This window comes from Vibrio sp. SCSIO 43140 (assembly GCF_023716585.1).
GTDB lineage: Bacteria > Pseudomonadota > Gammaproteobacteria > Enterobacterales > Vibrionaceae > Vibrio > Vibrio maritimus_B.
In genome coordinates this window covers 730,942-757,025 of the sequence record NZ_CP071850.1, presented here as the reverse complement: position 1 = coordinate 757,025, position 26,084 = coordinate 730,942, and the positions used below count along the sequence as shown (strand labels likewise).

Sequence of the window (26,084 nt, the reverse complement as noted above, 5' to 3'; positions counted from 1 at the left end):
CGTGTCCTCCCTTTAGTACGTACGTGCTTTCGGCGGGAAAGCTTCACGGTGAACAGGCGTCATGTTGACATCACGCTTCGACATCTGCTCAGTTTCAGGGTTATAGATAGAGTGACATAGCCACTGCTCATCATCACGCTCTGGGAAGTCAAAGCGAGCATGAGCGCCGCGACTCTCGGTACGATAGTTTGCCGCTACCGCCGTGGAGAACGCTGTCTCCATCAGGTTATCAAGCTCTAAACACTCAACACGCTGGGTGTTGAATTCTTTCGACTTGTCAGCAAGGTGTGCTTCTTTCAGACGCTCACGAATCACTTTCAGCTCTTCTAGACCCGTTGCCATCGCATCGCCTTCGCGGAATACCGAGAAGCTGTTTTGCATACAAGTTTGTAGGTCCTTACGGATTTGAGCTGGGTCTTCGCCTGATGCACTGTTTTCCCAACGCATAGTACGAGCAAGCGATGCTTCGATATCGGATTCGGTTGCAGGGCGTGCCTCTGTTTGTGCAGCCAATGTCTCACCAAGGTGTAGACCTGTTGCGCGACCAAATACCACAAGGTCAAGTAGCGAGTTACCACCCAAGCGGTTAGCGCCGTGAACCGATACTGATGCAATTTCGCCGCAAGCGAATAGACCTTGAACCTCAAGATCGTTCCCTGATGCGTCTTGCTTAATCGCTTGACCAGAAACTTGAGTCGGTACGCCACCCATCATGTAGTGACAAGTTGGAATAACTGGAATTGGTTCTTTCACAGGATCGACGTGTGCGAATGTACGAGATAGCTCACAGATACCTGGCAAACGAGACTCAAGTACATCTTTACCTAGGTGGTCCATCTTCAGTTTAATGTGCGGACCCCAAGGACCATCACAGCCGCGACCTTCACGAATTTCGATCATCATTGAACGAGCTACAACGTCTCGACCAGCCAGGTCTTTCGCGTTCGGTGCATAACGCTCCATGAAGCGCTCACCATCTTTATTTAGAAGGTAACCACCCTCACCACGACAGCCTTCTGTTACCAGTACGCCTGCGCCAGCGATACCCGTTGGGTGGAACTGCCACATTTCCATGTCTTGCATTGGAACACCAGCACGAAGTGCCATACCAACACCATCACCTGTGTTGATGTGTGCGTTGGTTGTTGAAGCGTAGATACGACCTGCACCACCCGTTGCAAGGATGGTCGCTTTCGATTTGAAGTAACAAATCTCACCAGTTTCCATACACAGAGCAGTACAACCCAATACCGCGCCATCTTGGTTCTTAACAAGATCCAGCGCATACCACTCAGAGAAGATAGTGGTCTTGTGTTTAATATTTTGCTGATAAAGCGTATGAAGCAGAGCGTGACCAGTACGGTCAGCGGCAGCTGCGGTACGCGCCGCTTGCTCACCACCAAACTCTTTAGACTGACCACCAAATGGACGTTGATAAATCGAACCATTGTCAAAACGAGAGAAAGGAAGACCCATTTTCTCTAGTTCGATAACCGACTTAGGACCATTTTTACACATGTACTCGATAGCGTTTTGGTCACCGATATAATCCGACCCTTTAACAGTGTCATACATATGCCACTGCCAATCGTCTTTATGAGAGTTACCAAGCGCTACTGTGATACCGCCTTGGGCAGATACAGTGTGCGAACGAGTAGGAAAAACCTTAGATAGCAAAGCACAAGAAAGGCCTTGCTCTGAAATTTGTAGTGCAGCGCGCATGCCTGCACCACCAGCGCCGATTACTACGGCATCAAACTCACGAACTGGAATAGACACTTACGCACCCCACAGAATAAAGAAACCAGAGAAGAAATAACCAAGCAGTACCGCAACAAACGTCAGTTGCAGTGCGCCACGCAGAAGCGTGTGCTTGATATAGTCTGTAAGAACTTGCCATAGACCGATCCAGGCATGAATTAGCACTGAGGCTAACGCAAGCATGGTGAACACCTTAGTGAAAGTGCCACCGAAGAAGTTGGTCCACGATACGTAGGAAATATCCCCTGCAAACGCGCAGAAGCTCACGAGATAAATTGTGTACAAGGTCATAATGATGGCGGTGGCACGAATTAATAGAAAATCGTGTACGCCGTTACGACCAAAAGTTGAAACGTTGCTTACCATACCAATACTCCAGCCAGCAGTGACAGAACACCTGTCACGATGAAGGCAACCTTGGCACTCTTCGCGCCCGATTCGAGCTCTTCAAAGTAACCTAGGTCCATAATCAAGTGGCGAACACCACCCACGATGTGATACGCAAGTGCTGTCAAAATGCCCCAAAGGATAAATTTGACGAAGAAACCGTCGACAATGTCGGCTGCCTCCGCAAACCCAATCGGGGATGAGAGTGACTTGGCTAGTAACCAAAGGAGAATACCGATCGACACAAACGTAATCACACCTGACACACGGTGCAGGATGGAAGCGATTGCGGTGATCGGAAAGCGGATTGTCTGTAAATCTAAATTAACAGGTCTGGACTTTCTTTCTTTCACGGGCTTGCTCACTCAGCTCCATTGAGCATTTATTGTTATGAATAATTTTTGGTCTGTAAGCCTCAAAAGTTAACATAAAGTTAACAATAATTTCGTGTTACAAGGGAGATAATTGTAACAATAATGTTAACAAACGAGAATTCAAATCGACCTCACTTCGGTTTGCATCCTCGAGTTTACAAGGTTTTGACCAACAATTTCACCGAAACTATACGGTTGGCAACATTCTAATACAATTGGTGTAACAAAATATGCTACACAGAACAGATTTTTAACCATTTTTCTATAAAAAATCATAACAAGTGCACACAAAACCGTATAAAAATTGACTTTGCCCCCGAAGCGAAGTAAAAAATTGGCACACAAACATCCTGGACGGATTAAATAATAAACAAAGGAGATTGTTATGGCAGATAAGAAAGCGACCCTTCATATTGAAGGTCAAGCGCCAATCGAGCTGCCGATTATGGAAGGTTCTATCGGACCAGAAGTAGTCGATGTTCGTAAACTTGGAGCCAATGGTTACTTTACATTTGACCCGGGTTTTCTTGCCACTGCATCCTGTGAATCTCAAATCACTTATATCGACGGCGGTAAAGGTGTCCTGTTACACCGTGGTTTCCCTATCGATCAGTTAGCTAATAACGCAGACTACCTAGAGGTTTGCTACATTCTTCTCGTTGGTGAAGCCCCGACACGCGAAGAATACGAAAGCTTTAAACAAATCGTGACCCGTCACACCATGGTTCATGAGCAAATTGCGAGTTTCTTCCACGGTTTCCGTCGCGACGCTCACCCAATGGCAGTAATGTGTGGTGTGGTTGGTGCTCTTGCCGCCTTCTACCACGATTCTCTCGATATCAACAACGACTCACACCGTGAAATCGCAGCTTACCGCTTGATTTCTAAGATGCCTACACTTGCGGCAATGTGTTACAAGTATTCTATCGGTCAACCATTCATCTATCCACGCAACGACCTTACGTACGCGGAAAACTTCCTACACATGATGTTCGCTAACCCATGTGAAGAGTATGAAGTTAACCCAATCGTTGCGCGCGCAATGGATAAGATCTTTACGCTGCACGCAGACCACGAGCAAAATGCGTCTACGTCGACTGTACGTCTTGCTGGTTCGTCAGGTGCGAACCCATTCGCATGTATTGCGGCTGGTATTGCATCTCTATGGGGTCCTGCTCACGGCGGTGCTAACGAAGCGTGTCTTCGTATGCTTGAGGAGATTGGCTCTGTAGATAAGATCCCTGAGTACATCGAGCGCGCGAAAGACAAAGATGACCCATTCCGACTAATGGGCTTCGGTCACCGTGTTTACAAAAACTACGATCCACGTGCGACGGTTATGCGTGAAGCATGTCACGACGTACTTAAAGAGCTTAACATTCAAGATCCGCTATTGGATGTTGCAATGGAGCTTGAGCGTATTGCACTGTCTGACGAGTACTTCGTTGAGAAGAAACTGTATCCAAACGTAGATTTCTACTCAGGTATCATCCTTAAAGCGATTGGTATCCCAGTATCTATGTTCACAGTAATCTTCGCGATGTCTCGCACAGTAGGTTGGATTGCTCACTGGAATGAAATGCACAGCGATCCAGGCAACCGTATCGGTCGTCCACGTCAGCTTTACACTGGTGAAGCAATGCGTGACTTTAAACCGCTACACGAACGCGAATAAGGATAAACACAACATCAAAAGCAAAAGAGCAGCCTAGGCTGCTCTTTTTTTGTTTGCTCGTCGTTAAACCGGATTATCGATATCCTTGAATTCAACGTCGAGTCCATGCTCTTTAGCCAACCATTCACCCAACGCCTTAATGCCATAGCGCTCGGTTGCATGATGTCCCGCAGCGAAATAGTGAATATTGAGTTCGCGTGCTGTGTAGGTCGTACGCTCAGAGATCTCTCCCGAAATAAACGCATCCAAGCCTTTTGACGCAGCAAGCTCAATGTAATCTTGACCACCACCTGTACACCAACCAACGGTTTCAATCAGCTTATCCGCCATATCTGGAGCGATATGCAAAGGTTCACGATTCAGCGTCTTTGCAATCTTAGCGGCAAAGTCAGCCCCCGTCATCGGCGTCGCTAGTTTGCCGAACATAGCCACAGATTGTGGGTGCCCTTCAAGACCATCAATGACTTCAATATCAAGCAGCTCGGCTAATCTTGCGTTATTACCAAGCTCAGGGTGGATATCAAGCGGGAGGTGGTAACCAAACAAGTTCACGTCGTTCTTGATCAGAGTGCGAATTCGCTTACCTTTCATCCCACGAATCGGTTCAGGTTCACCTTTCCAGAAATAACCATGATGTACTAACACAGCATCCGCTTCTACGCTCACCGCATAATCGATAAGCGCTTGAGAGGCCGTTACACCAGTGATCACTTTTTTGATTTCACTCGCACCTTCAACTTGAAGTCCGTTAGGGCTGTAATCTTTAATTAATTGCGGCGATAGTTTTTCATTGAGGATAGCTTCAAGCTTTAAGTTATTCATGGCAATTCCTGAGCAAATTCTTGATTTCCGTGGTTATAGCAATTTACTCTAGCAATGTCGAAAGGAAAACGTAAAGAATACGCCATGCAATCAATTAGGGACTTCATCACTTGGATAAGCGAGAGCCAAAGCCTCATCACAGGGCACGAAAACGTGGCAGAGCGTTTCCCAAAGTCATCGAATATTTCAAGCACACAGGATGACTCTGAGTACCAAGGTAACCCTAGGCTCGGTTTTCTTTATCAGGAACTGTGCCGACGCTTATTCGAGCAAAGCAAGCTACACAGCGTATTCGCGGAAGAGATACAACTGCGGCAAGACGGGCGGACCTTAGGCGCTATCGACTTCCTTATTGAGAAAAGAGGTGAGCCAAGGCTTGAACACTGGGAAGTCGCGATTAAGTTCTATTTGCTCAAAGACGGCCTTTGGTATGGACCTAACGCCAAAGATAGGCTGGATAAAAAGCTAAGCCGCATGCTCAACCACCAACTTAAGATGTCGGATACCCCAGCGTTCAAATCGCAGTACCCTGACCTACTGAGCCCATCTCAACATCTACTGATGCAAGGTCGACTCTATATCAACCCATTTGAGCAAGAGGACGTGCCAACAGAGTGCGTGGGACTGCGCATCAATCCACAGCGGATCACTGGTTACTGGTGTTACCAATCTCAGTTTCACCGCATTAATGAACCTGTGTACAGATTGGAGAAACCACTTTGGGCGGCTGGTAAACGTCAACGCGGTGACAGCGATCCTGTATCGGCTCTCCCAAAGCACTTTATTCACTGCCAAGCCGAGAGTGGTCAATTCTGGTTTATCGTCCCTGATGATTGGCCGCAAAGCAGTATGTAAAAAGTTGATATAGTCTACTGAGACAAAACAAATTCAGCCAGCATTGGATTATGATCCGACGCGTCACTTTCAGGTGTACTCGTTGCCTCTAACGTCATTCCTCGATAGAAGATGTGATCGAGTGGCAGTCCGGTAACAAAGCGTTTTCGATGATCAGGGGTAAACTTGACCTCTTTGATTTGATAGTTGCGAAGGACATTTTTTAGTACTTCCATTCTTGATTCGCTCCAACTGTTGAAGTCACCAGCGATGAGTAAGGGGCCGGAGTGAGATTCAAGCACCTGCTTAAACGAGTCCAGTTGTTGCTTATACTCTTGCGTCCCTAAGGTAAAGTTCACCGAGTGCAGGTTAAGCGCTATCAAAGTCTGTCCATTAGAGAGCTTATATTCTGCATAGAGACCAGATTTAGGGAGTTGCAGCCAAGGTTCAACTTGAAGGTTTGCACAGGCGACTTTTGGCATGGCACGACTCAAGTTCAAAACCCCACTTGAAACATCAAATGCTTTAAATGCGCTGACCTGATTACTTCCCCACTCTGAGCGCTGTAGCCAATCGAGGAACTGATCATCAAGACTTGCCTCTTGAAGTAACACCAACTGTCTGTCTTGAGAGCGCTCTGTAAGCTCTGAGAGAAGGTTATCTCTGTTTTGCTTATAGACATTCCACACCAGCACATTAAGTCGCCCTGCGTCATCAAGCGCCTCTGGCGTGGGATTGTGATAACACTTTAATTCGGTATCAACCTGCGCGCCGCGAACGGTGGTGATTTCTGGCGTATCTGAAACGGTAAACACCGCTTGAAACCCACCAACCGCCATACCAAGCGCAGCCAATGCACCGACTAAAAGCCACTTTAACTTCATTGCTCACCCTAAAAGTAAAAAAGGAGTAGTTGCCTACTCCTTTTAATGTTAGTGCTAAACGCGTTTTAGATCGCGTCTTCGTCTTCTTCGCCAGTGCGGATACGAACAACACGCTCGATATCAGTGATGAAGATTTTGCCATCTCCAATCTTGCCGGTTTGAGCCGTTTCAATGATGGTCTCAACACACTGGTCAGCCACATCACCTGCAACAACAATCTCGAGTTTCACTTTTGGTAAGAAATCGACCATGTACTCAGCGCCTCGATAAAGCTCAGTGTGGCCTTTCTGGCGACCAAAACCTTTCACTTCAGAAACGGTCATACCTGTAATGCCCACTTCAGCCAGTGCTTCGCGCACATCATCAAGTTTGAATGGTTTGATAATCGCTTCGATCTTTTTCATGTTCTTCCCTTACATCAATTTTGTTAGCGACATTATCTGGTAGGTCGCATCAACAATCAACGAAAACAAAAAGCCCGAAGCGTAGCTTCGAGCTTTGTGTCAAACATTCTTGCAACCGACTGAGTCGTTGCGTTATTTCTAGCTTACGTTCGGAACGATAAGTGGTCGTTACTTCAAGCTAGCGTAGTATGCGGCTAGGTTAGCGATGTCCTCATCACTAAGCATCGATGCTTGAGCTTGCATGACTGCTGCCAAACCACCGTTGCGCTCTTTGTTTTTATACGCCTTGATGGACGTCACTAGGTACTGCTCATTTTGTCCTTTAAGGTTTGGGTAACCAGGGATAACCGCAATCCCATCAGCACCATGACACGCTGCGCAAACCGCTGCTTTCGCTTTACCCGCGGCGACGTCACCTGCCATTGCTGGTCCACTCAGTAACCCCACTACTGCGATTACTCCAATCATCAATTTTTTCATTGCTTTACCTTGTACTTTTTATCAATGTTAGTCAGAAAGCAGTGCATCCATCACACAAATTGAACAGTTCTAACCGCTTCCTGCGTTTTATTATCTTTACGATTGTGACATGAAAAAGGGTCATTTGTCCCAGACAAGTTCACAATCTGAGCCGTAAAAATCCTTATCTACAAACAGGTTACCGACGGCAACCACAATGCCGTTCATCATCAGGATTGGCGTGCGGCGACGTTGCCAACTTGGCACCTGATATTCTTGAAACAGCTTCTTTAACTTGCGAGAGCCAGAGCGTCCATGGGGATGGGCGCTCAGTCCTTCAGGGTTGAACGTAACGCTCAAAGCCCCAGTGAGTTTAGCGCATTCTAGCGTCATAGTGCTGTCGCCTGAACGACCTCTTTTTAAACTTAAGATCCCTAAATCATCTGGTAAAGCTAACGGCTCCTCCAATGTCAGGGCATGTGTCCAACTCGTCACATCAGCTTGCTTCGCAATCCAATAAAGGTAGCCACGAAATCGGCGGACTACTCCGCCGGACAATTCTATCTGAGGGTTTGCATCAACCCTAGCTAACGCGACTTCCTGCCAAAGTTTTTGTAGCTGAACTTCACTAGGCAAAACTGTCACTTGAGATTCTAACCACATACGCAATAGCTGGTCGCGTTTTAGCTCTGAAAAGTGATTTAACGCCTCTACCTTGATACCCATAAAACGATCAAGGCAGGCCTCTAGCTCCGGTTTTAGCAGCTCTTCTAGTAACCGCTCTTGCTTGGCACATAGCCTTGCACTGCGATTCACCGCCTTGGAAAAGCTAGGCCAACGAGAACTAAGCAAAGGCATGACCTCATGTCGCAAAAAGTTTCTATCAAAGCGGGTATCTTGATTGCTTTCATCCTCAAGCCATTGTAGCGCTTCATCATTGGCAAACTGTTCAATGTCCTGACGTTGCGCACCAAGAAGAGGTCGAACAAGAGTGCCCTTACCGAAAGGCATACAGGCCGCCATTGATGATAGCCCCTTAGGTCCGCTGCCACGCTTAACGGCAAGCAGAAAAGTTTCGGCTTGATCATCCAAATGCTGCCCGGTGATCAGAACGTCGTCATGCGTCATATGTTGATTGATAGCCTGATAACGAGCATGACGCGCCTGCTGCTCAATGCTATCACCACTATTGAGGTTCAGTTGTACATGCTCTGCAACAAACTCAACCTTTTCTTCTTTCGCCCACTGCTTGCATAGCGCTAGCCAATGGTCAGCTTTGTCGCTCAACCCATGATGAACGTGAACTGCGACAATCGAAGTAGATGGGTAGCATGTACGATACTCAACAGCCAGTCTCAGCAATACTCGGGAGTCAACGCCGCCACTGAATCCGACAACAATGCGCCCTCCATCAGGAGGATAACGGAGCATAGATTCGGTGAACTGTTGACGTAGCGACATGGGTATTTCCTAAATAGCGTAGGGACTCAAAATACAAAAAAGGCGAGCATAATGCTCGCCTTATTATATAAATCAATTTCGTTTAGCAGTAGCCATAACTCATCAATCGTTGATAGCGACGCTCAAGAAGGTGCTCTTCTTCTAGCTGATCGAGCTCTTCTAGCTGGCGAAGCAGGGTTGCTTTCATGTTTTCAGCCATTTGGATCGCATCTCGGTGTGCGCCACCAAGCGGCTCTTCGATGATCTCGTCAATAAGCTCAAGCTCTTTAAGGCGCGGCGCAATAAGACCCATCGCCTCTGCTGCTTGTGGTGCTTTATCCGAATCACGCCACAAGATAGACGCACAGCCTTCAGGAGAAATTACTGAGTACGTTGAGTACTGAAGCATGTTCACGTAATCGCCCACACCGATAGCGAGTGCACCACCAGAACCGCCTTCACCTACAACGTTACAGATAACTGGCACCTTCAAACCCGCCATCACCTTAAGGTTCATTGCGATAGCTTCAGACTGACCACGCTCCTCAGCGCCAACACCTGGATATGCACCCGCCGTGTCGATAAAGGTAATGATTGGCATGTTGAAACGTTCAGCCATGCGCATCAGACGAAGCGCTTTGCGGTAACCTTCTGGCTTAGGCATGCCGAAGTTACGTTTTACTTTTTCTTTGGTTTCACGGCCCTTTTGGTGACCAATGATCATCACTGGACGTCCTTCTAGGCGAGCCATACCACCCACGATCGCTTTGTCGTCTGCAAAAGCGCGATCGCCAGCAAGCTCATCGAATTCCGTAAATACGTGCTCAATGTAGTCCAATGTATATGGACGTTGTGGGTGACGAGCGAGCTGTGCTACTTGCCACGCACCAAGATCACTAAAGATTTTTTTCTTAAGCTCTAAGCTTTTCTTCTCTAGTTGTTCAATTTCTTTATCTAAGTCAATTGCGCTGTCACCACCGTGACGAGATACATCACGCAGTGCTTCAATTTTTGCTTCTAGTTCGGCAATTGGCTTTTCAAATTCAAGAAAGTTCAAGCTCATCTATGAATCCTTTTCGATTCTGCATCGGGACTCAAGTCCCAATGCTATATTAGTTAAATTCGAGTTCTACCTGGTCTTTACCAAGTAACTGCTGTAATTCTTCTAGCAGCGTATCATTTGGTGTAACACGCCATTCTGTACCCAGCGTTAGTTTTGCTCGTGCATCCGAACGCTGATAGTAAATATTAACAGGTACAGTCCCCGCTTTATGAGGGGTAAGTATTTCCATAAAGCGCTGATAAAAGCGCTCATCAATTTGTTGCTCTAACAAAGAGATGGATAATCCTCGCGTAAATTTCTCGCGAGCGCTACCAAGATCTAAAACTTCGCGGGCAGACATTTTAAGTCCACCATTGAAGTCATCAAAGCTGACCTGTCCAGAAACGACCACTATTTTATCTTTTTCTAACAATTCAGCATATTTATCTAGTGCATCTGAGAACAACATCACTTCCATACGACCACTTCGGTCGTCCAAAGTCATAATTCCGATGCGTGTGCCACGTTTCGTCGTCATCACACGAGCAGCGATCACCAGACCCGCAACCGTCAGCGATTGATCACGACGTGTTGGCGTGGCGTCTTTTAGTCGACAACTTGTATACTTGGTTAGTTCCTTTAGGTAGGCGTTAATTGGGTGCCCGGTCAAATAAAGACCCAACGTCTCCCTTTCGCCTTCCAGCCAAACCTTTTCTGGCCAAGCAGGAACCTGAGTATATTTGTTCTCGACTTCTTCTGGAGCATCGGTCAAGACGCCAAACATATCGCCCTGTCCAAAAGCTTCAGCTTGGTGATGTTGACTCGCCGCCTTCACGGCATCATTTAGTGATGCCATTAATGCCGCTCGGTGTGGCCCCAATTTATCAAGCGCCCCCGCCATAATGAGTTTTTCAATCACTCGCTTATTAACCTTTTTAAGGTCAATGCGAGCGCAAAAATCAAACAAGTCACGGAAATAGCCATCTTTGTTTCTGGCTTCGATAATGGCATCAATTGGGCCTTCACCAACCCCTTTGATCGCTCCGATTCCGTAAACTATGGCACCTTCATCATTGACATTAAATCGGAACAAGCCAGCGTTGATGTCTGGTGGCAATACCTTGAGCTTCATGCGGAAGCACTCATCGACAAGGCCGACGACTTTTTCGGTGTTATCCATATCCGCGGTCATTACCGCTGCCATAAACTCAGCTGGATAGTGTTTCTTCAGCCAAAGCGTTTGATAAGAAACCAAAGCATACGCTGCCGAGTGCGATTTGTTAAAGCCGTAACCTGCAAACTTCTCTACCAAGTCAAAGATCTTCATCGCCAGTTCGCCGTCGACGCCATTATTAATGGCCCCTTCTTCGAACACGGCACGCTGCTTGGCCATCTCTTCAGGCTTTTTCTTACCCATCGCACGACGCAGCATGTCTGCGCCGCCTAGCGTATAGCCCGCAAGGATCTGCGCGATCTGCATCACCTGCTCTTGATAAAGGATGATGCCATAGGTTGGCTCAAGCGTCTCTTTTAGCGATTCATGTTGCCAGGTTTCATCCGGATAGGAGACCGCCTCTCGTCCGTGTTTACGGTCGATAAAGTTATCTACCATGCCCGACTGAAGCGGACCCGGACGAAATAGGGCTACCAGTGCGATAATATCTTCAAAACAGTCCGGCTGAAGGCGTTTGATAAGCTCCTTCATACCTCGAGATTCCAACTGGAATACCGCAGTGGTTTCTGAATTTTGTAGCAGTTGGAAAGACGGCTGATCGTCGAGTGGAATGGATTCGATACGAACCGGCTCTTTACCTTCTTTCTCTAAGCGTGGGTTGATAAGCCCCAACGCCCAGTCGATGATGGTTAACGTTCTCAGGCCCAAAAAGTCAAACTTAACCAGACCAGCGGTTTCCACATCGTTCTTATCAAACTGTGTGACTGGGAAGTGACCTTCTGAATCTGCATAGATCGGCGCAAAATCCGTGATCGTGGTCGGTGAGATTACAACACCACCCGCGTGCTTACCGGCGTTACGTGTACAACCCTCTAGGATTCGACACATGTCGATAAGGTCACGAACCTCTTCATCATTGTCATATAACTGCGGTAAAGCGGGTTCTACATCAAACGCCTTTTGTAGCGTCATACCAGGATCACCCGGGATAAGCTTCGAAATACGATCGACAAAGCCAAATGGGTGACCAAGTACGCGACCTACATCTCGAATAACCGCCTTGGCAGCCATGGTACCGAATGTGATGATCTGAGATACCGCATCACGACCATACATTTCTGCCACGTGATCAATAACTTGGTCACGTTTATCCATACAGAAGTCGACATCAAAATCGGGCATGGAAACACGCTCAGGGTTCAAGAAGCGCTCGAATAGCAGATCGTACTCTAGAGGATCAAGATCGGTGATTTTCAGCGCATACGCGACCAAAGAGCCGGCACCCGAACCACGACCAGGGCCTACAGGAATCGCATTATCTTTCGACCACTGGATGAACTCCATTACGATCAAAAAGTAGCCAGGAAAGCCCATTTGGTTAATTACGTCGAGCTCTATTTGTAAGCGTTCATCATATTCCGGTCTGCGCTCAAGACGGACCTGCTCGTCAGGGAACAGGAACTCTAAACGCTCTTCTAGGCCTTCGCGAGACTTCATCACCAAGAAATCTGTCTCTTCCATACCCTCTGTTGGGAACGCGGGTAGGAAGTACTCTCCAAGCCTTACGGTGACATTACATCGCTTGGCTATCTCGACAGAGTTTCGCAGTGCTTCTGGAATATCGGCAAATAGCTCGCACATCTCTTCTTCGCTACGTAAATACTGCTGGTCACTGTAGCGTTTAGGACGACGTGGATCATCGAGGGTATATCCGTCGTGAATCGCGACTCGGATCTCGTGAGCGTCGAACAGTTCTTTATCGACAAACACAACCTCATTGGTGGCAACGACAGGTAACTCTAGCTCTTCGGCTAACTCAATCGCAAAATGCAGGTAACTTTCTTCGTCTGAACGTCCCGTACGGATTAACTCGAGGTAGTAGCGATCTGGAAAGTGGGTCTGATAGAAAGCCGCACACTGCTTGGCAAGCGCTTGATTGCCTTTGAGTAGGGCTTTACCAACCTCACCTTCTTTGGCACCCGACAAAACAATCAATCCCTCTGAAAGCTCTGCAAGCCACGCTTTGTCAATCACAGGTTGATGCTGTACGTGTCCACGAAGGTAGGCTTTTGAGATCAGCAGCGTTAGGTTATTGTAGCCTTTGTTATCCGCCGCAAGCACTGTAATACGAGTCAGCTCTTCGCCAAACTCGTCTGACTGCATGGAAAAGTCGGCCCCAATCAGTGGCTTAATACCCGCGGAATGAGCATTGCCATAAAACTTTACGAGACCACAAAGGTTAGTGAAGTCGGTCAATGCCATAGCTGGCATACCCATTTCCGCTACCTTCTTCACCAGTGGCGGTACTTTGGAAAGCCCATCCACCATAGAGAAGTCACTGTGAACACGTAAGTGTATAAACTTGGGGTCTGACATAATGAATCCTAAATCGTCACGACATTCTAATGGCTATATCTGAAGCCACTAGCCTTTCAATAGCGTTAATCTTAATACTGTTAGTCTTCTAAACCTAAGGCGCGTTTTACTGGCTTAAAGCTTTTTCGATGCTGAGCAATAACGCCATGCTGCTCAATCGCTTCAAAGTGCGCCTTGGTTGGGTATCCTTTGTGCTTGGCAAATCCAAATTCCGGATGCTCTTTATCGAGCTCTTCCATTTCTTGGTCACGCACCACCTTAGCGATGATAGAGGCGGCGCTGATTTCCGCGACGCGAAGATCGCCTTTCACCACAGCCTGTGCGTCCATCGGAAGCGCCGGCGTTCGGTTGCCATCGATAAGCACGAGATCTGGCGTAGCACTCAGCCCAGCGACCGCTCGCTGCATCGCAACCATGGTAGCTTGAAGGATATTAAGCTGATCAATTTCTTCCGGTGAACAGCGACCCACAGACCAAGCTAACGCTTTCTCTTTTATCTCTGGATAGAGCGCGAGACGTTTTTTCTCTGACAGCTTCTTAGAGTCGTTGAGACCTTCTATCGGATTGTTAGGGTCAAGTATAACGGCAGCAGTTACTACGTCACCAACCAAGGGACCACGTCCTACTTCATCCACACCAGCTACTGCAAGGTAACCTTGAGGATATTCAAAAGGAGGTAACTCTACTGGTGTTTTCTTTTTGGTCATAATCTATCAATCAATTTAAGTACGGCGTCGGCGGCCTGTTTATCCGCATCTTTGCGGATCCAATGATGCATTTCGGTGAACTTCTCAATCATATCGCGATTGTCGCCATTCAGCAGTCGCGTCAGCTCAGCGTGCAGGTTCTCAGGTGTGCAGGCTTCGAGTAGGAACTCTTTGACTATCTCGTCGTCCGCCAAAATATTAGGTAAAGAGACATACTTAGTCTTAACCAGACGCTTTGCCAAAAATGCGGTGATGGCATTCATCTTGTAACCAACAACCATAGGTCTCTTGAGTAACATGCACTCTAATGCCACCGTACCAGACGCCAGCAACACTGCATCGGAGGCTGTAATCACATTACGGGCCGTGTCTTGAACAATATGAAAATCTAGCTCTGGGGCATATTGCTGCCAGGCATCAATGAACTGCTGCTTACGTTTATCGTTTACGGCTGCAACGACAAAGCCGAGTGTCGGATCATCCTTGCTGAGCTTGAGACAGGTCTCGATAAATGGCTGCGAGAGCATTTTGAGCTCATTACCACGACTACCCGGTAGCACAGCGAGCCATTTTCTATCTTTATCAAGTCCCAGCAGCTCTTGAGCTGCCCCTTTATCAGACTCCAAAGGAATCGCATCGGCAAGGGTGTGACCAACAAACTCACACGGTACGTTGAACTTGTCATAAAACGCTTTTTCAAACGGCAGAAATGCTAACACTAAGTTCGTCGCTTCAGCGATACCGTGGATGCGTTTTTGCCGCCAAGCCCACACAGAAGGGCTGACGTAATGTACTGTTTTAGTGCCTGCTTTTTTCAGATCCAACTCAAGTCTTAAATTGAAATCTGGGGCATCAATCCCGACAAACACATCGACCGGATTCTCAGTAAAGTACTTCACCAACTCAGCCTTAACATGCAGCAGTCTTCTTAGCCTACCCAAGACCTCCACAAGCCCCATCACAGCAAGCTCTTCCATATCGAATAGAGACTCGCAGCCCTGGGCCATCATCTTTGGTCCGCCAATACCGACAAACTCAGCATCCGGATAGCGCACTTTGAGAGCCTTGATAAAGCCCTCGCCAAGCGTATCACCAGAGAGTTCGCCTGCGACGATGCCGATGCGTAATGGTCGTTCCATTGATAGTCCCTATTTGCGATAAGTTTATGGTTTTCTTAAAACAGAAAAAGACCGCCAGTCCGACTGGCGATCTTTTAAGCTTGCTGAGATGCTGAGCTAGCGAATAATGCCACGCTCTGACGTTTCCAAGATCTCAATGAAGCGTCCAACAGAGGCCCATTCTTGCGCCATCTCTTCCAGTACCGGCTTCACTTCGGCTAGGGTCTTACCCGAGCGATAAATCTCTTTGTAAGCTTTCTGCAATGCACGAAGCTCTGGCTTCTCAAAGCCATTACGCTTTAGGCCAACAAGGTTTAGGCCAAACGGCGTAGCGTGGTTACCTTGTGCTAAAACATAAGGTGGCACATCTTGAACGACAGCAGAACAACCGCCGACATAGGCGTATGCGCCTACTGTGCAGAATGGGTGAATTGCTGATAGAGCCATCACGCCAGCGTAATCGCCAACGGTAACATGCCCACCAAGGATTGCATTGTTGCCAATATGAGTGTGATTACCAACGATCACGTCATGAGCGATGTGCGCGTTGACACACAGCAGGTTGTCGTTACCAACAACAGTCTGTGTTTTGTCCTGCGTGGTGCCACGATGGATCTGTACACTCTCACGGATCACATTGCGGTCACCCACAATTACACGTGTATCTTCGCCGCCATACTTCTTATCTTGGTTTTCTTCACCGATAATCGCTTGCGGGAACACTCGGTTGTCATTGCCAATCGTCGTGTTACCTTTAATCACGACGTGCGACATAATTTCATTGTTTTCACCGATGGTGACGTCACCCGCAATGTAGGTAAATGGTCCTACCGTGGTGTTCGCACCAATAGTGACGTTACCTTCGATAACGGCACTTGGGTGTATCTTTGCAGACTCATGAATCATATTAAAACTCTCTACGAGCACATTTCAGTTCAGCAGAACAAACAATCTCACCATCGACTTTCGCCACACCGTTAAATGCAGCGATACCGCGGCGCTCTTTCACGAACTCCACTTCGATAATGAGTTGATCACCAGGCACTACTGGCTTGCGGAATTTCGCTTTGTCGACACTTGCAAAGTAGTAAAGCTCATTGTCTTTAGGTGCACCAAACGATTTAAACGCTAAAAGGCCGGTTGCTTGCGCCATCGCTTCTAGGATCAATACACCAGGGAATACAGGTAGCTGTGGAAAGTGACCTGTGAATTGTGGTTCGTTCACCGAAACATTCTTGATAGCGGTCAGATACTTTTCTTCTTGATAGTCGGTCACACGATCGATAAGCAGAAACGGATAACGATGTGGCAGAAGTTCCTGAATCTCAGTGATGTTCATTGTTTTAGTATCGGTGCTCAAAGTAAAAATCCTATATCAATTCTTTTCTAGTCTAGGGGCATTATATACCCAAATACCCCACAGTGTCAGTTAGGGAGCCAAGCTCGACCTGAACCAAGTTCACGCACATAAAAAGACTCGCCTAAAGCGAGCCTTTTTTGTTTAAGCGACTGAGGATTAGTCCTCTTGTTGCTCGAGCAGTTTCTCGACTGCTTTTAGGCGCTTGTTCATCTCATCAATGCGATGAACACGAGTTGCGGTCTTACGCCACTCTTTATTGGTTTGAAGCGGTATACCTGACGAGTAGATACCTTTCTCTGGTAAGCTGCGCATAACCATGCCCATTCCCGTCACGATAACACCATCGGCGATTTCAATGTGGCCGTTAAGAACACTTGCTCCACCGATTTGGCAGTATTTACCAATCTTCGTACTACCAGCAACAATAGTACCACCAGCCATCGCTGTGCCATATCCGATGTGCACGTTGTGTGCAATCTGCATCTGGTTATCGATGATGACATTGTCTTCGATAATCGTATCGTCAAGTGCACCACGGTCGATAGTTGTACAGGCACCGATTTCTACTCGATTGCCAATTCTTACTGTACCAAGCTGAGGGATCTTAACCCACTCACCTTTTTCATTGGCATAACCGAAGCCGTCAGAGCCAATCACTGTGCTTGATTGAACAAGGCAGTCTGTCCCCATCACAACATCATGGTAGATGGCAACGTTCGCCCAAAGCTTAGTGTTTGCACCAAGCTTTGCGCCTTTACCGATAAAGCAACCTGCACCAATAACAACGTTGTCGCCTAGCTCAGCACCGGCTTCAATAACAGCGTTAGCACCGATAGAGACATTACTACCTATTTTTGCTTCCGGTGATACTACAGCGCTCGCTGCAATGCCTGCTGAAGCCGGACTAGGCGTACTATCTAATGCTTGAGCAACTTTCGCATAAGCCACATAAGGATCAGCAACCACTAAAGCGTTCGTTTTACAGTGCTCTAATTCCGTTGCCTTCACCATTACTGCTGAAGCTTTACACTCTCCAAGGTGCTTTGCGTACTTAACGTTGGTTAAGAACGTAATTTCACCTTCACCTGCGCGATCCATTGGGGCAACAGTGTGAATTGAGACATTCCCATCACCGTGTAGTTCACCACCAGTGATCTCAGCAAGCTGTGCTAACGTCAATGCTGTCATGTTATTCCTACTAGCTAACTAATTACTTAAGAGAGTCGATAACTTGGCTTGAGATGTTGAACTCTTCTTTCGCATAACCCACCGCTTGAATGTCGATGATCATGTCGTAGCCTTCTTTCTCAGCCACTTTCTCAACAGCTTGTTGGATAGTTTGGAAAAGCTTTTGCTTCTCTTCTGCTTCGCGACGCTGGCTCTCTTTCTCTAGAGCTTGACCCTTGATCTTGTACTTGCTGTCTAGCTGACCAATTTCAATACGTAATTTCTCTACTTCTTCAGTGCCTAGTAGCTCGCCATCGCGCTGAAGTTTTTCCATTTTCTTAGTCGCTTCTGCTTGGATAGCTTGAAGCTCTGCCGCTTTGTCTTTGAACTCGTTTTGCAGTTTCTGAAGCGTAGCTTCACGTTGTGGAAGCGCTTGGAAAACTTGTAGCGTGTTCACGTAGCCAATTTTCTGAGCCGCTTCTGCTGCTGTTGCAAACATTGAAGAGGTAAGGATAACTAGGCCAAGACCAGCCGCTTTCATCATATTTTTCAAGGTCGATTCCTCTGTTTAAAAATCTTGTATTTACTTAAGCTGTGGGGCAATTCCCCACAGAATTAGAATGTGTTACCAATCGTGAAGGTAAAGGCTTCTGTTTTATCGCCTTCAAACTTCTTAACTGGTGTCGCTAATGAGAAGACCAATGGCCCCATTGGCGACATCCATTGGACTGCCACACCTACCGATGCACGGTAGTTAGATGGGTCCGAATAGTCGTAGTAATATTGTTTACCCGGCATGTTTGGATCTGGGGATACATAAGTAAACTCGGTATCCCATAGGCTTGCCGCATCAAAGAACACACTGGTTCGAATTTGATTTCGGAACTCATCCGATGCAAATGGTGTTGGAACAATTAGCTCCACACTCGCTAGTGCTACCGCGTTACCCCCCACAGATTGTTCTGTCGCTGAGTAACACGGGTTGTTACCGCCGACGTTACCACAACCACCGCCGTTTGGATCGTTATAAACCGCTTTCGGACCTACCGAGTTCTGACGGAAGCCTCGAAGTGTTGAGAAACCACCGACATAGAAGTTCTCATAGAACGGCAACAGGTTGTCATTACCGTTGGTTTGACCATAACCGTTACCGTAGCCTAAACGACCCTTCAACAATAACGTAAAGTTGTGGCTTTGTGTAATCGGAAAGTACTGCCTAATGTCGTATTGTGTCTTAAAGTATTGAACATCCGAACCAGGTACTGTCACTTTTCCGTAAAGTTTTTGATGGTTGCCCGCTGTAGGGAAACGACCACGGTTAAGATTGTTACGAGTCCATGCTGCTGTCAGATGGAAATCATCGGTAATCAAGTTACCTTCTGCATCTCGGTTCTTCTCCTGAGCTTGCAGGAATTTTTCAATCTGAACGTATTCTTTGATGTTACCCAGACGACTGTGGGTATAGCCACCACCGAACTCAAGATAGTTAAGTTCGTCGACCGGGAAACCCCACGTCAACGTACCGCCGTAGCTTTGGTCGGTATAGTCGATAATGCCCGCTTTAGACGCTTCGAACTCGTTGTAGAAGATCTGCCCACCCAAACTAACGCCGTCTAGGTTCCAGTAGGGGTCACGATAATCTAGGGTAATGTTCTTTTGGTATTTGTTGGTCATAGCACTGATACCAACTCGGTCACCTGAACCTGCGAAGTTATCTTGCTGAAGACCGACCTGGAAGCTGATACCTGATTCGGTACCATAGCCGACACCAAAGTTAACACTGCCCGAGTTGGCTTCTTTTACGTCATAGACCAAATCCACTTGGTCATCAGAACCAGGAACGCGAACGGTTTGTACATCTACGGTCTCAAAGAAACCCAGTCGGTTCAGACGGTTTTTACCCGTTTCGATAGACTTAGAGTTCAGCCAGCTCGATTCCATCTGACGCATTTCTCGACGCAGAACTTCATCTTTTGTCGAGTTGTTACCTGTAAAGCGAATATCACGCACATAAATACGATTTCCCGCTTCCACATTGATAACTAGCGATACCTCATTGGTTTCGTCGTTAAACTCGGGGATCGTTCTCACCTGAGGATACGCATAGCCGGACTCACCCAGCACTCGCTTAATGTTCTCTTCCAGCGCGGTTACGCTAGAGCCATTATAGGTATCGCCGGCAGCAAACGGCACCATGCCTTCAAACTCGGCTTGCTTACCAATCAACTGACCTCGGAAGTTAACATCTTTGATCTTGTAGGCTTCACCCTCGTCGATACCTAGGGTGATGTACACACCTTTTTTATCTGGAGAAATAGAAACCTGTGTCGTGTCGACCTTAAATTTCAGATAACCACGGTCTAAGTAGAATGACTTCAAAGCTTCAATATCACCGGCCAGTACCTGTTTCTGGTACTTGTCATCGGCCAAGAAGTTCCACCAAGCGACATCAACATTGAGGTTGAAGCGAGACAGAAGTTCTTCGTCAGCAAAGACGGTGTTGCCAATAAAGTTAATCTGCTTAATTTTCGCAGACACACCTTCTGTAAAGACAAACTTTAAGTCAGCACGGTTACGTGGAAGTGGTGTAACAACGGCTTGTACTTTTGCGTTGTATTTACCCACACTGTAGTAAAAATCCTCTAGACCTTTTTCAATGTTACTCAAGGTCGTTCTATCAAGTGCTTCACCTACCACGACGCCTGACGCATCAAGGTTTTGTTGCAGTTGTTCTTCCTTGATAGCCTTGTTGCCCGAGAATGAAATGCTTGCAATGGTTGGGCGCTCTTTCACTCGAACGACTAACGCATCGTTATCTCGAAGGACTTTAATGTCTTCAAAGTTGCCAGACTGGTACAAAGCGTTGATGATTTCGGAAATATCTTTACCGTCAACGGTATCACCAATACGTACAGGCATCTTCAATAGCGCCGCACCCAGTGCAACCCTTTGCAATCCCTCTATACGAATGTCCTGTACAACAAAATCCTCAGCCCCATTCGCCGACACACTTGTCGCCAGTAGAGATGCGAATAAAATATGCTTAATCGCCATACCTGCTCTAATTATTCCTTGCTAATACTGCTGCCTGAATTCTGATATCAAAGGCGTGTAAAATCATTAAAAATTGCTATCAGCATTAATGAGAAGATGATTGCACCTCCCACTCGATAGCCCATTTCTTGTACTTTTTCTGGGACTGGTCGTCTAATCACTGCCTCTACAGCGAAGAACATCAAATGACCGCCATCTAACATTGGTAACGGTACTAAGTTGATTATCCCTAGGTTGACACTAATCAGCGCCAAGAAACCTAAGAAGTAGACCAAACCATAATCTGCCGTCGTTCCCGCACCTTTCGCGATCGAGATCGGTCCACTCAGATTATTTAGCCCCACATCGCCAACAATCAGCTTTTTAAGCATCGTCATTGTCAGCTCAATAATTTGTCCTGTTTTTACGATGGCCTTACCCACCGCTTCTACCGGTCCATATTGAAGATCAAATCGATAATCCGCTGGCCATTCGCCCAGCTCTGGAGCAATGCCCGCAAACCCTATATTGCTCCCATCAGCCAACTCGCGAGAGCCAGGGACTAGGGTGATTGAAACACTCTCCCCCGCTCGATTAACCGTCATTGGTAGTGGGGTATTTGCACTGCCTTGAATCGCTTCGACGACCTGCTTCCAACTTTCAACAGCGATACCATCAATCTGAGTGATGGTATCGCCTACGAGAAGGCCAGCCTGTGCACCTGCACCATCCGCACTGACGTTAACCAGCGTCATCTTTATCTCAGGAGAGAAAGGAACAAAACCAAGCGTCCCCATAGCAGACTCTGTTTCTGGATTAAAGTTCCACGTTTGAAGATCAAGTGTTAACTTTTTGTCCATTCCTATTTGGCTTTCTGATGACACTGTGATCGTCATCTGACTATCACCAATATGAGAAACCAAACCGAGGTTTACCGACTCCCAGTCTAGAGTTTGTTTGCCATCAACAGACAGAATCTGCATGCCTGGCTCTAAACCCGCTTGAGCGGCTATTGAGCTTGGAGTCACCTCTCCCACCACAGGCTTAACCGCAGGTACACCGATAAGAAATACCAACCAGTATGCGAATACGGCAAAGAAGAAGTTGAATGCTGGACCCGCTCCTACAATAGCGGTTCTTTTCCATAGAGGCTTTTTATCGAAAGCATACTTGTGATCTACCTCAGAGACTTCATCGACTCGACTATCGAGCATCTTGACATAGCCGCCTAGGGGGATCATTGAAATACTGTATTCGGTGCCGTCTTTACCGACTTTAGACCAGATTGACTTACCAAAACCAATCGAGAACTTTTCAACGTAGACGCCACAACGTCGAGCAACCCAAAAGTGCCCAAATTCATGAACGGCGACAAGAATGCCTAATGCGACAATAAAGGACGCCAGATTCCACAAAATATCAGTCATAGCTATATCTCAAAAAGAGGTCTGTTAAAAAGTCTTGTATTAATACGAACGCACTATTTCTTGCGCATAACTTCGAGCCATTCTATCTACCTCAAGAATAGTTTCCAAGTTATCCAATTGCTTAAATTCGTTTGATGCGCATACTTTCGACATAACACGCTCATTTACTGAGCTTATCTCGGTAAATCGAATTTTTTCCGATAAGAACGCTTCTACCGCAATCTCATTGGCCGCATTAATCGCCGTGGTGGCATGTTGCCCTTCAAAACACGCTTCCATCGCCAATGCTAGACAAGGATAACGAGTGTAGTCTGGTTCAAGGAACGTCAGCTCACCCACTTTAGTGAAATCAAGTGGTGCAACGCCTGCCGGAATACGGTCTGGATAGGACATGGAATACGCAATCGGTGTCGCCATATCAGGCTGTCCCATCTGCGCCAGCACTGAGCCGTCGTTGTACTGCACCATGGAATGAATGACCGACTGCGGATGGATGATCACCTTTAGTTGGTCTTTCGAGGTGTTAAAAAGCCAGCGAGCTTCGATAAACTCTAGCCCTTTGTTCATCATGGTCGCAGAGTCTACTGAAATCTTCGGCCCCATCGACCAGTTAGGGTGTGCAATCGCCTGAGCTGGTGTTTTACTCGCTAATTCTGCGATATCGGTATATCGGAAAGGACCGCCGGAACCTGTCAGTAAGATATGATTGATGCCAGAATCTGCTAATTGGCAATGCCCAAGGTTAGTTTGAATATCGGTAGGCAGACACTGAAAGATAGCATTGTGTTCGCTATCGACGGGTAGCAAAGAAGCATTGTGTTCACGCACAGCATCAATGAACAATTGGCCTGACATCACCAAGGCTTCTTTGTTCGCCAACAGAACTCGTTTACCTGCCTTAACAGCTGCCAAGGTAGGAAGCAATCCAGCCGCACCCACGATAGCAGCCATGACCATATCAACGTCACTGGCGCTTGATACGTCACACATAGCTTGTGGACCTGAAAGCACTTGAGTTTTCGAGCCCGATACAAGCATCGCTTTGAGTATCTTGGCGTCAGCCTCGTCATTCAGAACTGCAAACTGTGGTTGCCACGCCGCGCATAGCTCAGCCATTTTAGTGACATTTTTGCCACCAACGAGCGCGTAGATATTGAAAGCAGAAGGGTTTTCCGAAACGACTTTTAAAGTGCTAGCTCCGATAGAGCCAGTTGCACCTAAAATGGTGAGATTTTGCATGCTAAAACAACCACTTTTAAACCAAAGAGAGAGTGACAACTCACTCTCTCTTTAGCAGATTAAAACACGAGATATAGGAGGGCAAATACAGGGAAAGCTGCTGTTAAGCTATCAACGCGATCAAGGACCCCTCCATGACCAGGTATGATGTTGCTGCTGTCTTTAATCTTTGAGACACGCTTAAACATACTCTCTACCAAATCGCCTAAAACAGAAATTACTACTGTTGCTAACGTAATGATAGCCATCGCAGCGAAACTGGTAAACTGAATGTCAAAGATAACGGATGCACCCCAAGCCACGATAAGCGCAGCGATTATGCCACCCAATAACCCTTCAATCGTTTTATTAGGGCTGACATTAGGCGCCATTTTGCGTTTACCAAAGCTTTTACCTGCGAAGTAAGCGCCGCTATCTGCAGCCCAAACAATCAAACAGACGAACAAAACGAGTTTAGAGCCGTAGTAAGCATCAATATGGTAGTGCTGCCCGCGGAGAATCACGATGCTCCATAAAAACGGTACCAATGTCAGAATGCCAAAGGCATGTCTCAACAAATTGGAGCCATCCCAGAGAGATGAAGATTTAGGATAAGTCATGGCTAGAGCACTAGCTATAATCCACCAACCAAACCCAACCCCTAATATAGCGATATGTGAGGGTGCTACTGTGTTTAAAGAGATAACATCAAAAGGGACGACAAGAAGTGACAGTGCTACAGCAGCACCTGTTGGTACCATTCCCAAGATACGCGATTGATTTTGAGTGAACTGCGCCCACTCCCATACACCAACCATAGTAATCGCTGAGACGAGACCTATGAACCACAACAGTGGTAAAGAAAAGATCCCCCAAACCACCAGCGGCGCTAGGATTAGGGCGGTAATAATTCGTTGTTTCAAATTAAATCGTCCTTAATTGGCTTCCATTAACGCTTTGACTTGTTCTCCGGTACATCCGAAGCGTCGCTCTCGGTTAATAAACCAGGTAATCGCTTTAACGAGAGTATCTTCGTTAAATTCCGGCCAGTACTCATCCATAAAGTACATTTCCGCGTAAGCCATTTGCCAAAGCATAAAGTTACTAATGCGGCACTCACCACTGGTACGGATCAAGAGATCAACGTCAGGTAGGTCCGACATAGTGACATGTTGGCTGATCATGTCTTCTGTAATATCAGAAGCATTAAGCTCACCCGTCTCAACTAGCTTAGCCAGTTGTTTGGTGGCCTGTAGGATATCCCACTTTCCGCCATAGTTTGCTGCTACGTTGACCACAGTACCAGTATTGTTAGCCGTTAATGCTTCCGCTTCGGCAATTTTGCGCTGCAATCGCTCATTGAAGCGAGTTTTGTCGCCAATGATACGTAGTCTTAAGTTATTCTTGTGGAGTTTTTTAATTTCACTTGATAGAACCGTAATAAACAGCTCCATCAATAAGCCAACTTCGTCTTCAGGACGGCGCCAGTTCTCGCTGCTGAATGCAAACAAGGTGACCGCTTTTATATTAAGCTTTGCCGCTGCTGAAATCGTCTTACGAACCGCTGAAACCCCTTTTTTGTGCCCGAATACGCGCGGCTTTCCTTTGGACTTAGCCCAACGGCCATTACCATCCATGATGATCGCGATATGTTTTGGAAGGGCGTCGTTGAAGGTGTCTGAGTTCTGCATAAAAGAATGTAGTTATAATTGGGACGGACAGAGTAGCATAAAAAAACGCTGTGCTGTCAGCACAGCGTCTTAACAAGAGTCAATCGATGAAAAATTAGACTTCCATCAACTCTTTTTCTTTCGCTGCCAGTAGCTCATCTACATTCTTAACAGCAGCGTCAGTGATTTTCTGAATTTCGTCTTGTGCTTTACGATCTTCGTCTTCAGAAATCTCTTTGTCTTTTAGTAGCGCTTTTAGCTCACCATTAGCGTCACGACGGATGTTACGGATAGCAACGCGGCCACCTTCTGCTTCACCACGAACGATCTTAACTAGGTCTTTACGACGCTCTTCTGTTAGTGGTGGAAGTGGTACACGAATAACCGTACCTGCAGACATAGGGTTTAGACCTAGGTCAGACATCATGATCGCTTTTTCAACTTTAGGAGCAAGCTCTTTGTCGAATACAGTGATCGCTAGTGTACGAGCATCTTCAGCGATAACGTTAGCAACCTGATTAAGAGGCGTTGGCGCACCGTAGTACTCAACAGAAAGACCTTGAAGAAGGCTTGGGTGTGCACGACCGGTACGGATCTTAGTTAGGTTGTTTTTTAGTGCTTCAACACTTTTTGCCATGCGCTCTTGAGCGTCTTGTTGGATTTCGTTAATCACAATATCACCTTAAATAATAGTAACCTGAAAGCCAGTCTGCTTTCAGGCTATGTCCTTCGATAATTCTGGTTAAGAGTGT

Annotated in this window: 24 protein-coding genes; 2 read left to right on the top strand and 22 right to left on the bottom strand. The window is 46.8% G+C overall.

The features are described from left to right. Nucleotides 1–12: 12 nt before the first annotated feature. Genes sdhA through sdhC form a run of 3 tightly spaced genes read right to left on the bottom strand, consistent with a single transcriptional unit; the run spans nucleotide 13 to nucleotide 2,513 of the window. Nucleotides 13–1,779, bottom strand: a complete 1,767-nt coding sequence (gene sdhA / locus J4N45_RS03635) for a succinate dehydrogenase flavoprotein subunit (protein WP_234494379.1) — start codon at nucleotides 1,777–1,779, stop codon at nucleotides 13–15. Then, a complete protein-coding gene (gene sdhD / locus J4N45_RS03630) occupies nucleotides 1,780–2,127 on the bottom strand; it encodes a succinate dehydrogenase, hydrophobic membrane anchor protein (RefSeq protein WP_042476398.1) in 348 nt (115 codons plus the stop codon). After that, entirely contained in the window at nucleotides 2,121–2,513 is a 393-nt protein-coding gene (gene sdhC / locus J4N45_RS03625) for a succinate dehydrogenase cytochrome b556 subunit (protein WP_042476396.1), read from the bottom strand. The genes sdhD and sdhC overlap by 7 nt, the downstream gene beginning before the upstream one ends. A gap of 394 nt (nucleotides 2,514–2,907) precedes the next feature. Here sdhC and J4N45_RS03620 point away from each other — a divergent pair, with 394 nt between their 5' ends. Then, nucleotides 2,908–4,197, top strand: a complete 1,290-nt coding sequence (locus tag J4N45_RS03620) for a citrate synthase (RefSeq protein WP_042476393.1) — start codon at nucleotides 2,908–2,910, stop codon at nucleotides 4,195–4,197. Nucleotides 4,198–4,260: 63 nt separating this feature from the next. On the opposite strand, the gene J4N45_RS03615 is transcribed toward J4N45_RS03620, so the two are convergent. Further along, a complete protein-coding gene (locus J4N45_RS03615) occupies nucleotides 4,261–5,019 on the bottom strand; it encodes a Nif3-like dinuclear metal center hexameric protein (RefSeq protein WP_252013689.1) in 759 nt (252 codons plus the stop codon). An 84-nt stretch (nucleotides 5,020–5,103) separates the two neighbouring features. On the opposite strand from J4N45_RS03615, the gene J4N45_RS03610 reads away from it, so the two are divergent. Continuing rightward, nucleotides 5,104–5,874 carry a DUF1853 family protein gene (locus tag J4N45_RS03610; RefSeq protein WP_252013688.1) on the top strand — a complete coding sequence of 257 codons (771 nt, stop codon included), beginning with the start codon at nucleotides 5,104–5,106 and terminating at the stop codon, nucleotides 5,872–5,874. A gap of 14 nt (nucleotides 5,875–5,888) precedes the next feature. On the opposite strand, the gene J4N45_RS03605 is transcribed toward J4N45_RS03610, so the two are convergent. The 18 genes from J4N45_RS03605 to frr all read right to left on the bottom strand — a co-directional run bounded on the left by J4N45_RS03605 (nucleotide 5,889) and on the right by frr (nucleotide 26,005). Further along, on the bottom strand, nucleotides 5,889–6,737 hold the full coding sequence (locus tag J4N45_RS03605; protein WP_252013687.1) for an endonuclease/exonuclease/phosphatase family protein: 849 nt from the start codon (nucleotides 6,735–6,737) through the stop codon (nucleotides 5,889–5,891). A gap of 65 nt (nucleotides 6,738–6,802) precedes the next feature. Then, a complete protein-coding gene (gene glnB, locus J4N45_RS03600; RefSeq protein WP_042476388.1) occupies nucleotides 6,803–7,141 on the bottom strand; it encodes a nitrogen regulatory protein P-II in 339 nt (112 codons plus the stop codon). A gap of 168 nt (nucleotides 7,142–7,309) precedes the next feature. After that, on the bottom strand, nucleotides 7,310–7,621 hold the full coding sequence (locus J4N45_RS03595) for a c-type cytochrome (RefSeq protein WP_252013686.1): 312 nt from the start codon (nucleotides 7,619–7,621) through the stop codon (nucleotides 7,310–7,312). Between the two features lie 120 nt (nucleotides 7,622–7,741). Then, the gene (gene tilS, locus J4N45_RS03590) at nucleotides 7,742–9,061 is read right to left on the bottom strand and encodes a tRNA lysidine(34) synthetase TilS (protein ID WP_252013685.1); all 1,320 of its coding nucleotides are present in this window, start codon (nucleotides 9,059–9,061) and stop codon (nucleotides 7,742–7,744) included. Between the two features lie 82 nt (nucleotides 9,062–9,143). After that, complete coding sequence (gene accA, locus J4N45_RS03585; protein WP_252013684.1) at nucleotides 9,144–10,103, bottom strand: acetyl-CoA carboxylase carboxyl transferase subunit alpha; 960 nt, start codon at nucleotides 10,101–10,103, stop codon at nucleotides 9,144–9,146. Nucleotides 10,104–10,152: 49 nt separating this feature from the next. After that, the gene (gene dnaE, locus J4N45_RS03580) at nucleotides 10,153–13,632 is read right to left on the bottom strand and encodes a DNA polymerase III subunit alpha (RefSeq protein ID WP_252013683.1); all 3,480 of its coding nucleotides are present in this window, start codon (nucleotides 13,630–13,632) and stop codon (nucleotides 10,153–10,155) included. 80 nt (nucleotides 13,633–13,712) lie between these two features. Next, nucleotides 13,713–14,339 (bottom strand): ribonuclease HII, encoded by a 627-nt coding sequence (gene rnhB / locus J4N45_RS03575; protein WP_128647850.1) that lies wholly within the window; start codon nucleotides 14,337–14,339, stop codon nucleotides 13,713–13,715. Then, the gene (gene lpxB, locus J4N45_RS03570) at nucleotides 14,336–15,478 is read right to left on the bottom strand and encodes a lipid-A-disaccharide synthase (protein WP_252013682.1); all 1,143 of its coding nucleotides are present in this window, start codon (nucleotides 15,476–15,478) and stop codon (nucleotides 14,336–14,338) included. Before lpxB ends, rnhB begins: the two co-directional genes overlap by 4 nt. Nucleotides 15,479–15,574: 96 nt before the next feature. After that, nucleotides 15,575–16,363 carry an acyl-ACP--UDP-N-acetylglucosamine O-acyltransferase gene (gene lpxA / locus J4N45_RS03565; protein ID WP_128647851.1) on the bottom strand — a complete coding sequence of 263 codons (789 nt, stop codon included), beginning with the start codon at nucleotides 16,361–16,363 and terminating at the stop codon, nucleotides 15,575–15,577. A gap of 1 nt (nucleotide 16,364) precedes the next feature. Beyond that, a complete protein-coding gene (fabZ, locus tag J4N45_RS03560; protein ID WP_394153572.1) occupies nucleotides 16,365–16,796 on the bottom strand; it encodes a 3-hydroxyacyl-ACP dehydratase FabZ in 432 nt (143 codons plus the stop codon). Nucleotides 16,797–16,973: 177 nt separating this feature from the next. Next, a complete protein-coding gene (gene lpxD, locus J4N45_RS03555; protein ID WP_252013681.1) occupies nucleotides 16,974–18,005 on the bottom strand; it encodes a UDP-3-O-(3-hydroxymyristoyl)glucosamine N-acyltransferase in 1,032 nt (343 codons plus the stop codon). Between the two features lie 22 nt (nucleotides 18,006–18,027). After that, complete coding sequence (locus J4N45_RS03550; RefSeq protein WP_042476562.1) at nucleotides 18,028–18,528, bottom strand: OmpH family outer membrane protein; 501 nt, start codon at nucleotides 18,526–18,528, stop codon at nucleotides 18,028–18,030. A gap of 71 nt (nucleotides 18,529–18,599) precedes the next feature. Beyond that, nucleotides 18,600–21,038 carry an outer membrane protein assembly factor BamA gene (gene bamA / locus J4N45_RS03545; protein WP_252013680.1) on the bottom strand — a complete coding sequence of 813 codons (2,439 nt, stop codon included), beginning with the start codon at nucleotides 21,036–21,038 and terminating at the stop codon, nucleotides 18,600–18,602. Between the two features lie 47 nt (nucleotides 21,039–21,085). Then, nucleotides 21,086–22,444 carry a sigma E protease regulator RseP gene (gene rseP, locus J4N45_RS03540; protein ID WP_252013679.1) on the bottom strand — a complete coding sequence of 453 codons (1,359 nt, stop codon included), beginning with the start codon at nucleotides 22,442–22,444 and terminating at the stop codon, nucleotides 21,086–21,088. Between the two features lie 39 nt (nucleotides 22,445–22,483). After that, complete coding sequence (gene ispC / locus J4N45_RS03535) at nucleotides 22,484–23,683, bottom strand: 1-deoxy-D-xylulose-5-phosphate reductoisomerase (protein ID WP_252013678.1); 1,200 nt, start codon at nucleotides 23,681–23,683, stop codon at nucleotides 22,484–22,486. Nucleotides 23,684–23,742: 59 nt separating this feature from the next. Continuing rightward, the gene (locus J4N45_RS03530; protein WP_252013677.1) at nucleotides 23,743–24,585 is read right to left on the bottom strand and encodes a phosphatidate cytidylyltransferase; all 843 of its coding nucleotides are present in this window, start codon (nucleotides 24,583–24,585) and stop codon (nucleotides 23,743–23,745) included. A gap of 12 nt (nucleotides 24,586–24,597) precedes the next feature. Continuing rightward, nucleotides 24,598–25,353 carry an undecaprenyl pyrophosphate synthase gene (gene uppS / locus J4N45_RS03525; protein ID WP_042476358.1) on the bottom strand — a complete coding sequence of 252 codons (756 nt, stop codon included), beginning with the start codon at nucleotides 25,351–25,353 and terminating at the stop codon, nucleotides 24,598–24,600. Nucleotides 25,354–25,447: 94 nt separating this feature from the next. Next, nucleotides 25,448–26,005, bottom strand: a complete 558-nt coding sequence (gene frr / locus J4N45_RS03520; protein WP_042476355.1) for a ribosome recycling factor — start codon at nucleotides 26,003–26,005, stop codon at nucleotides 25,448–25,450. Between the last annotated feature and the right edge of the window lie 79 nt (nucleotides 26,006–26,084).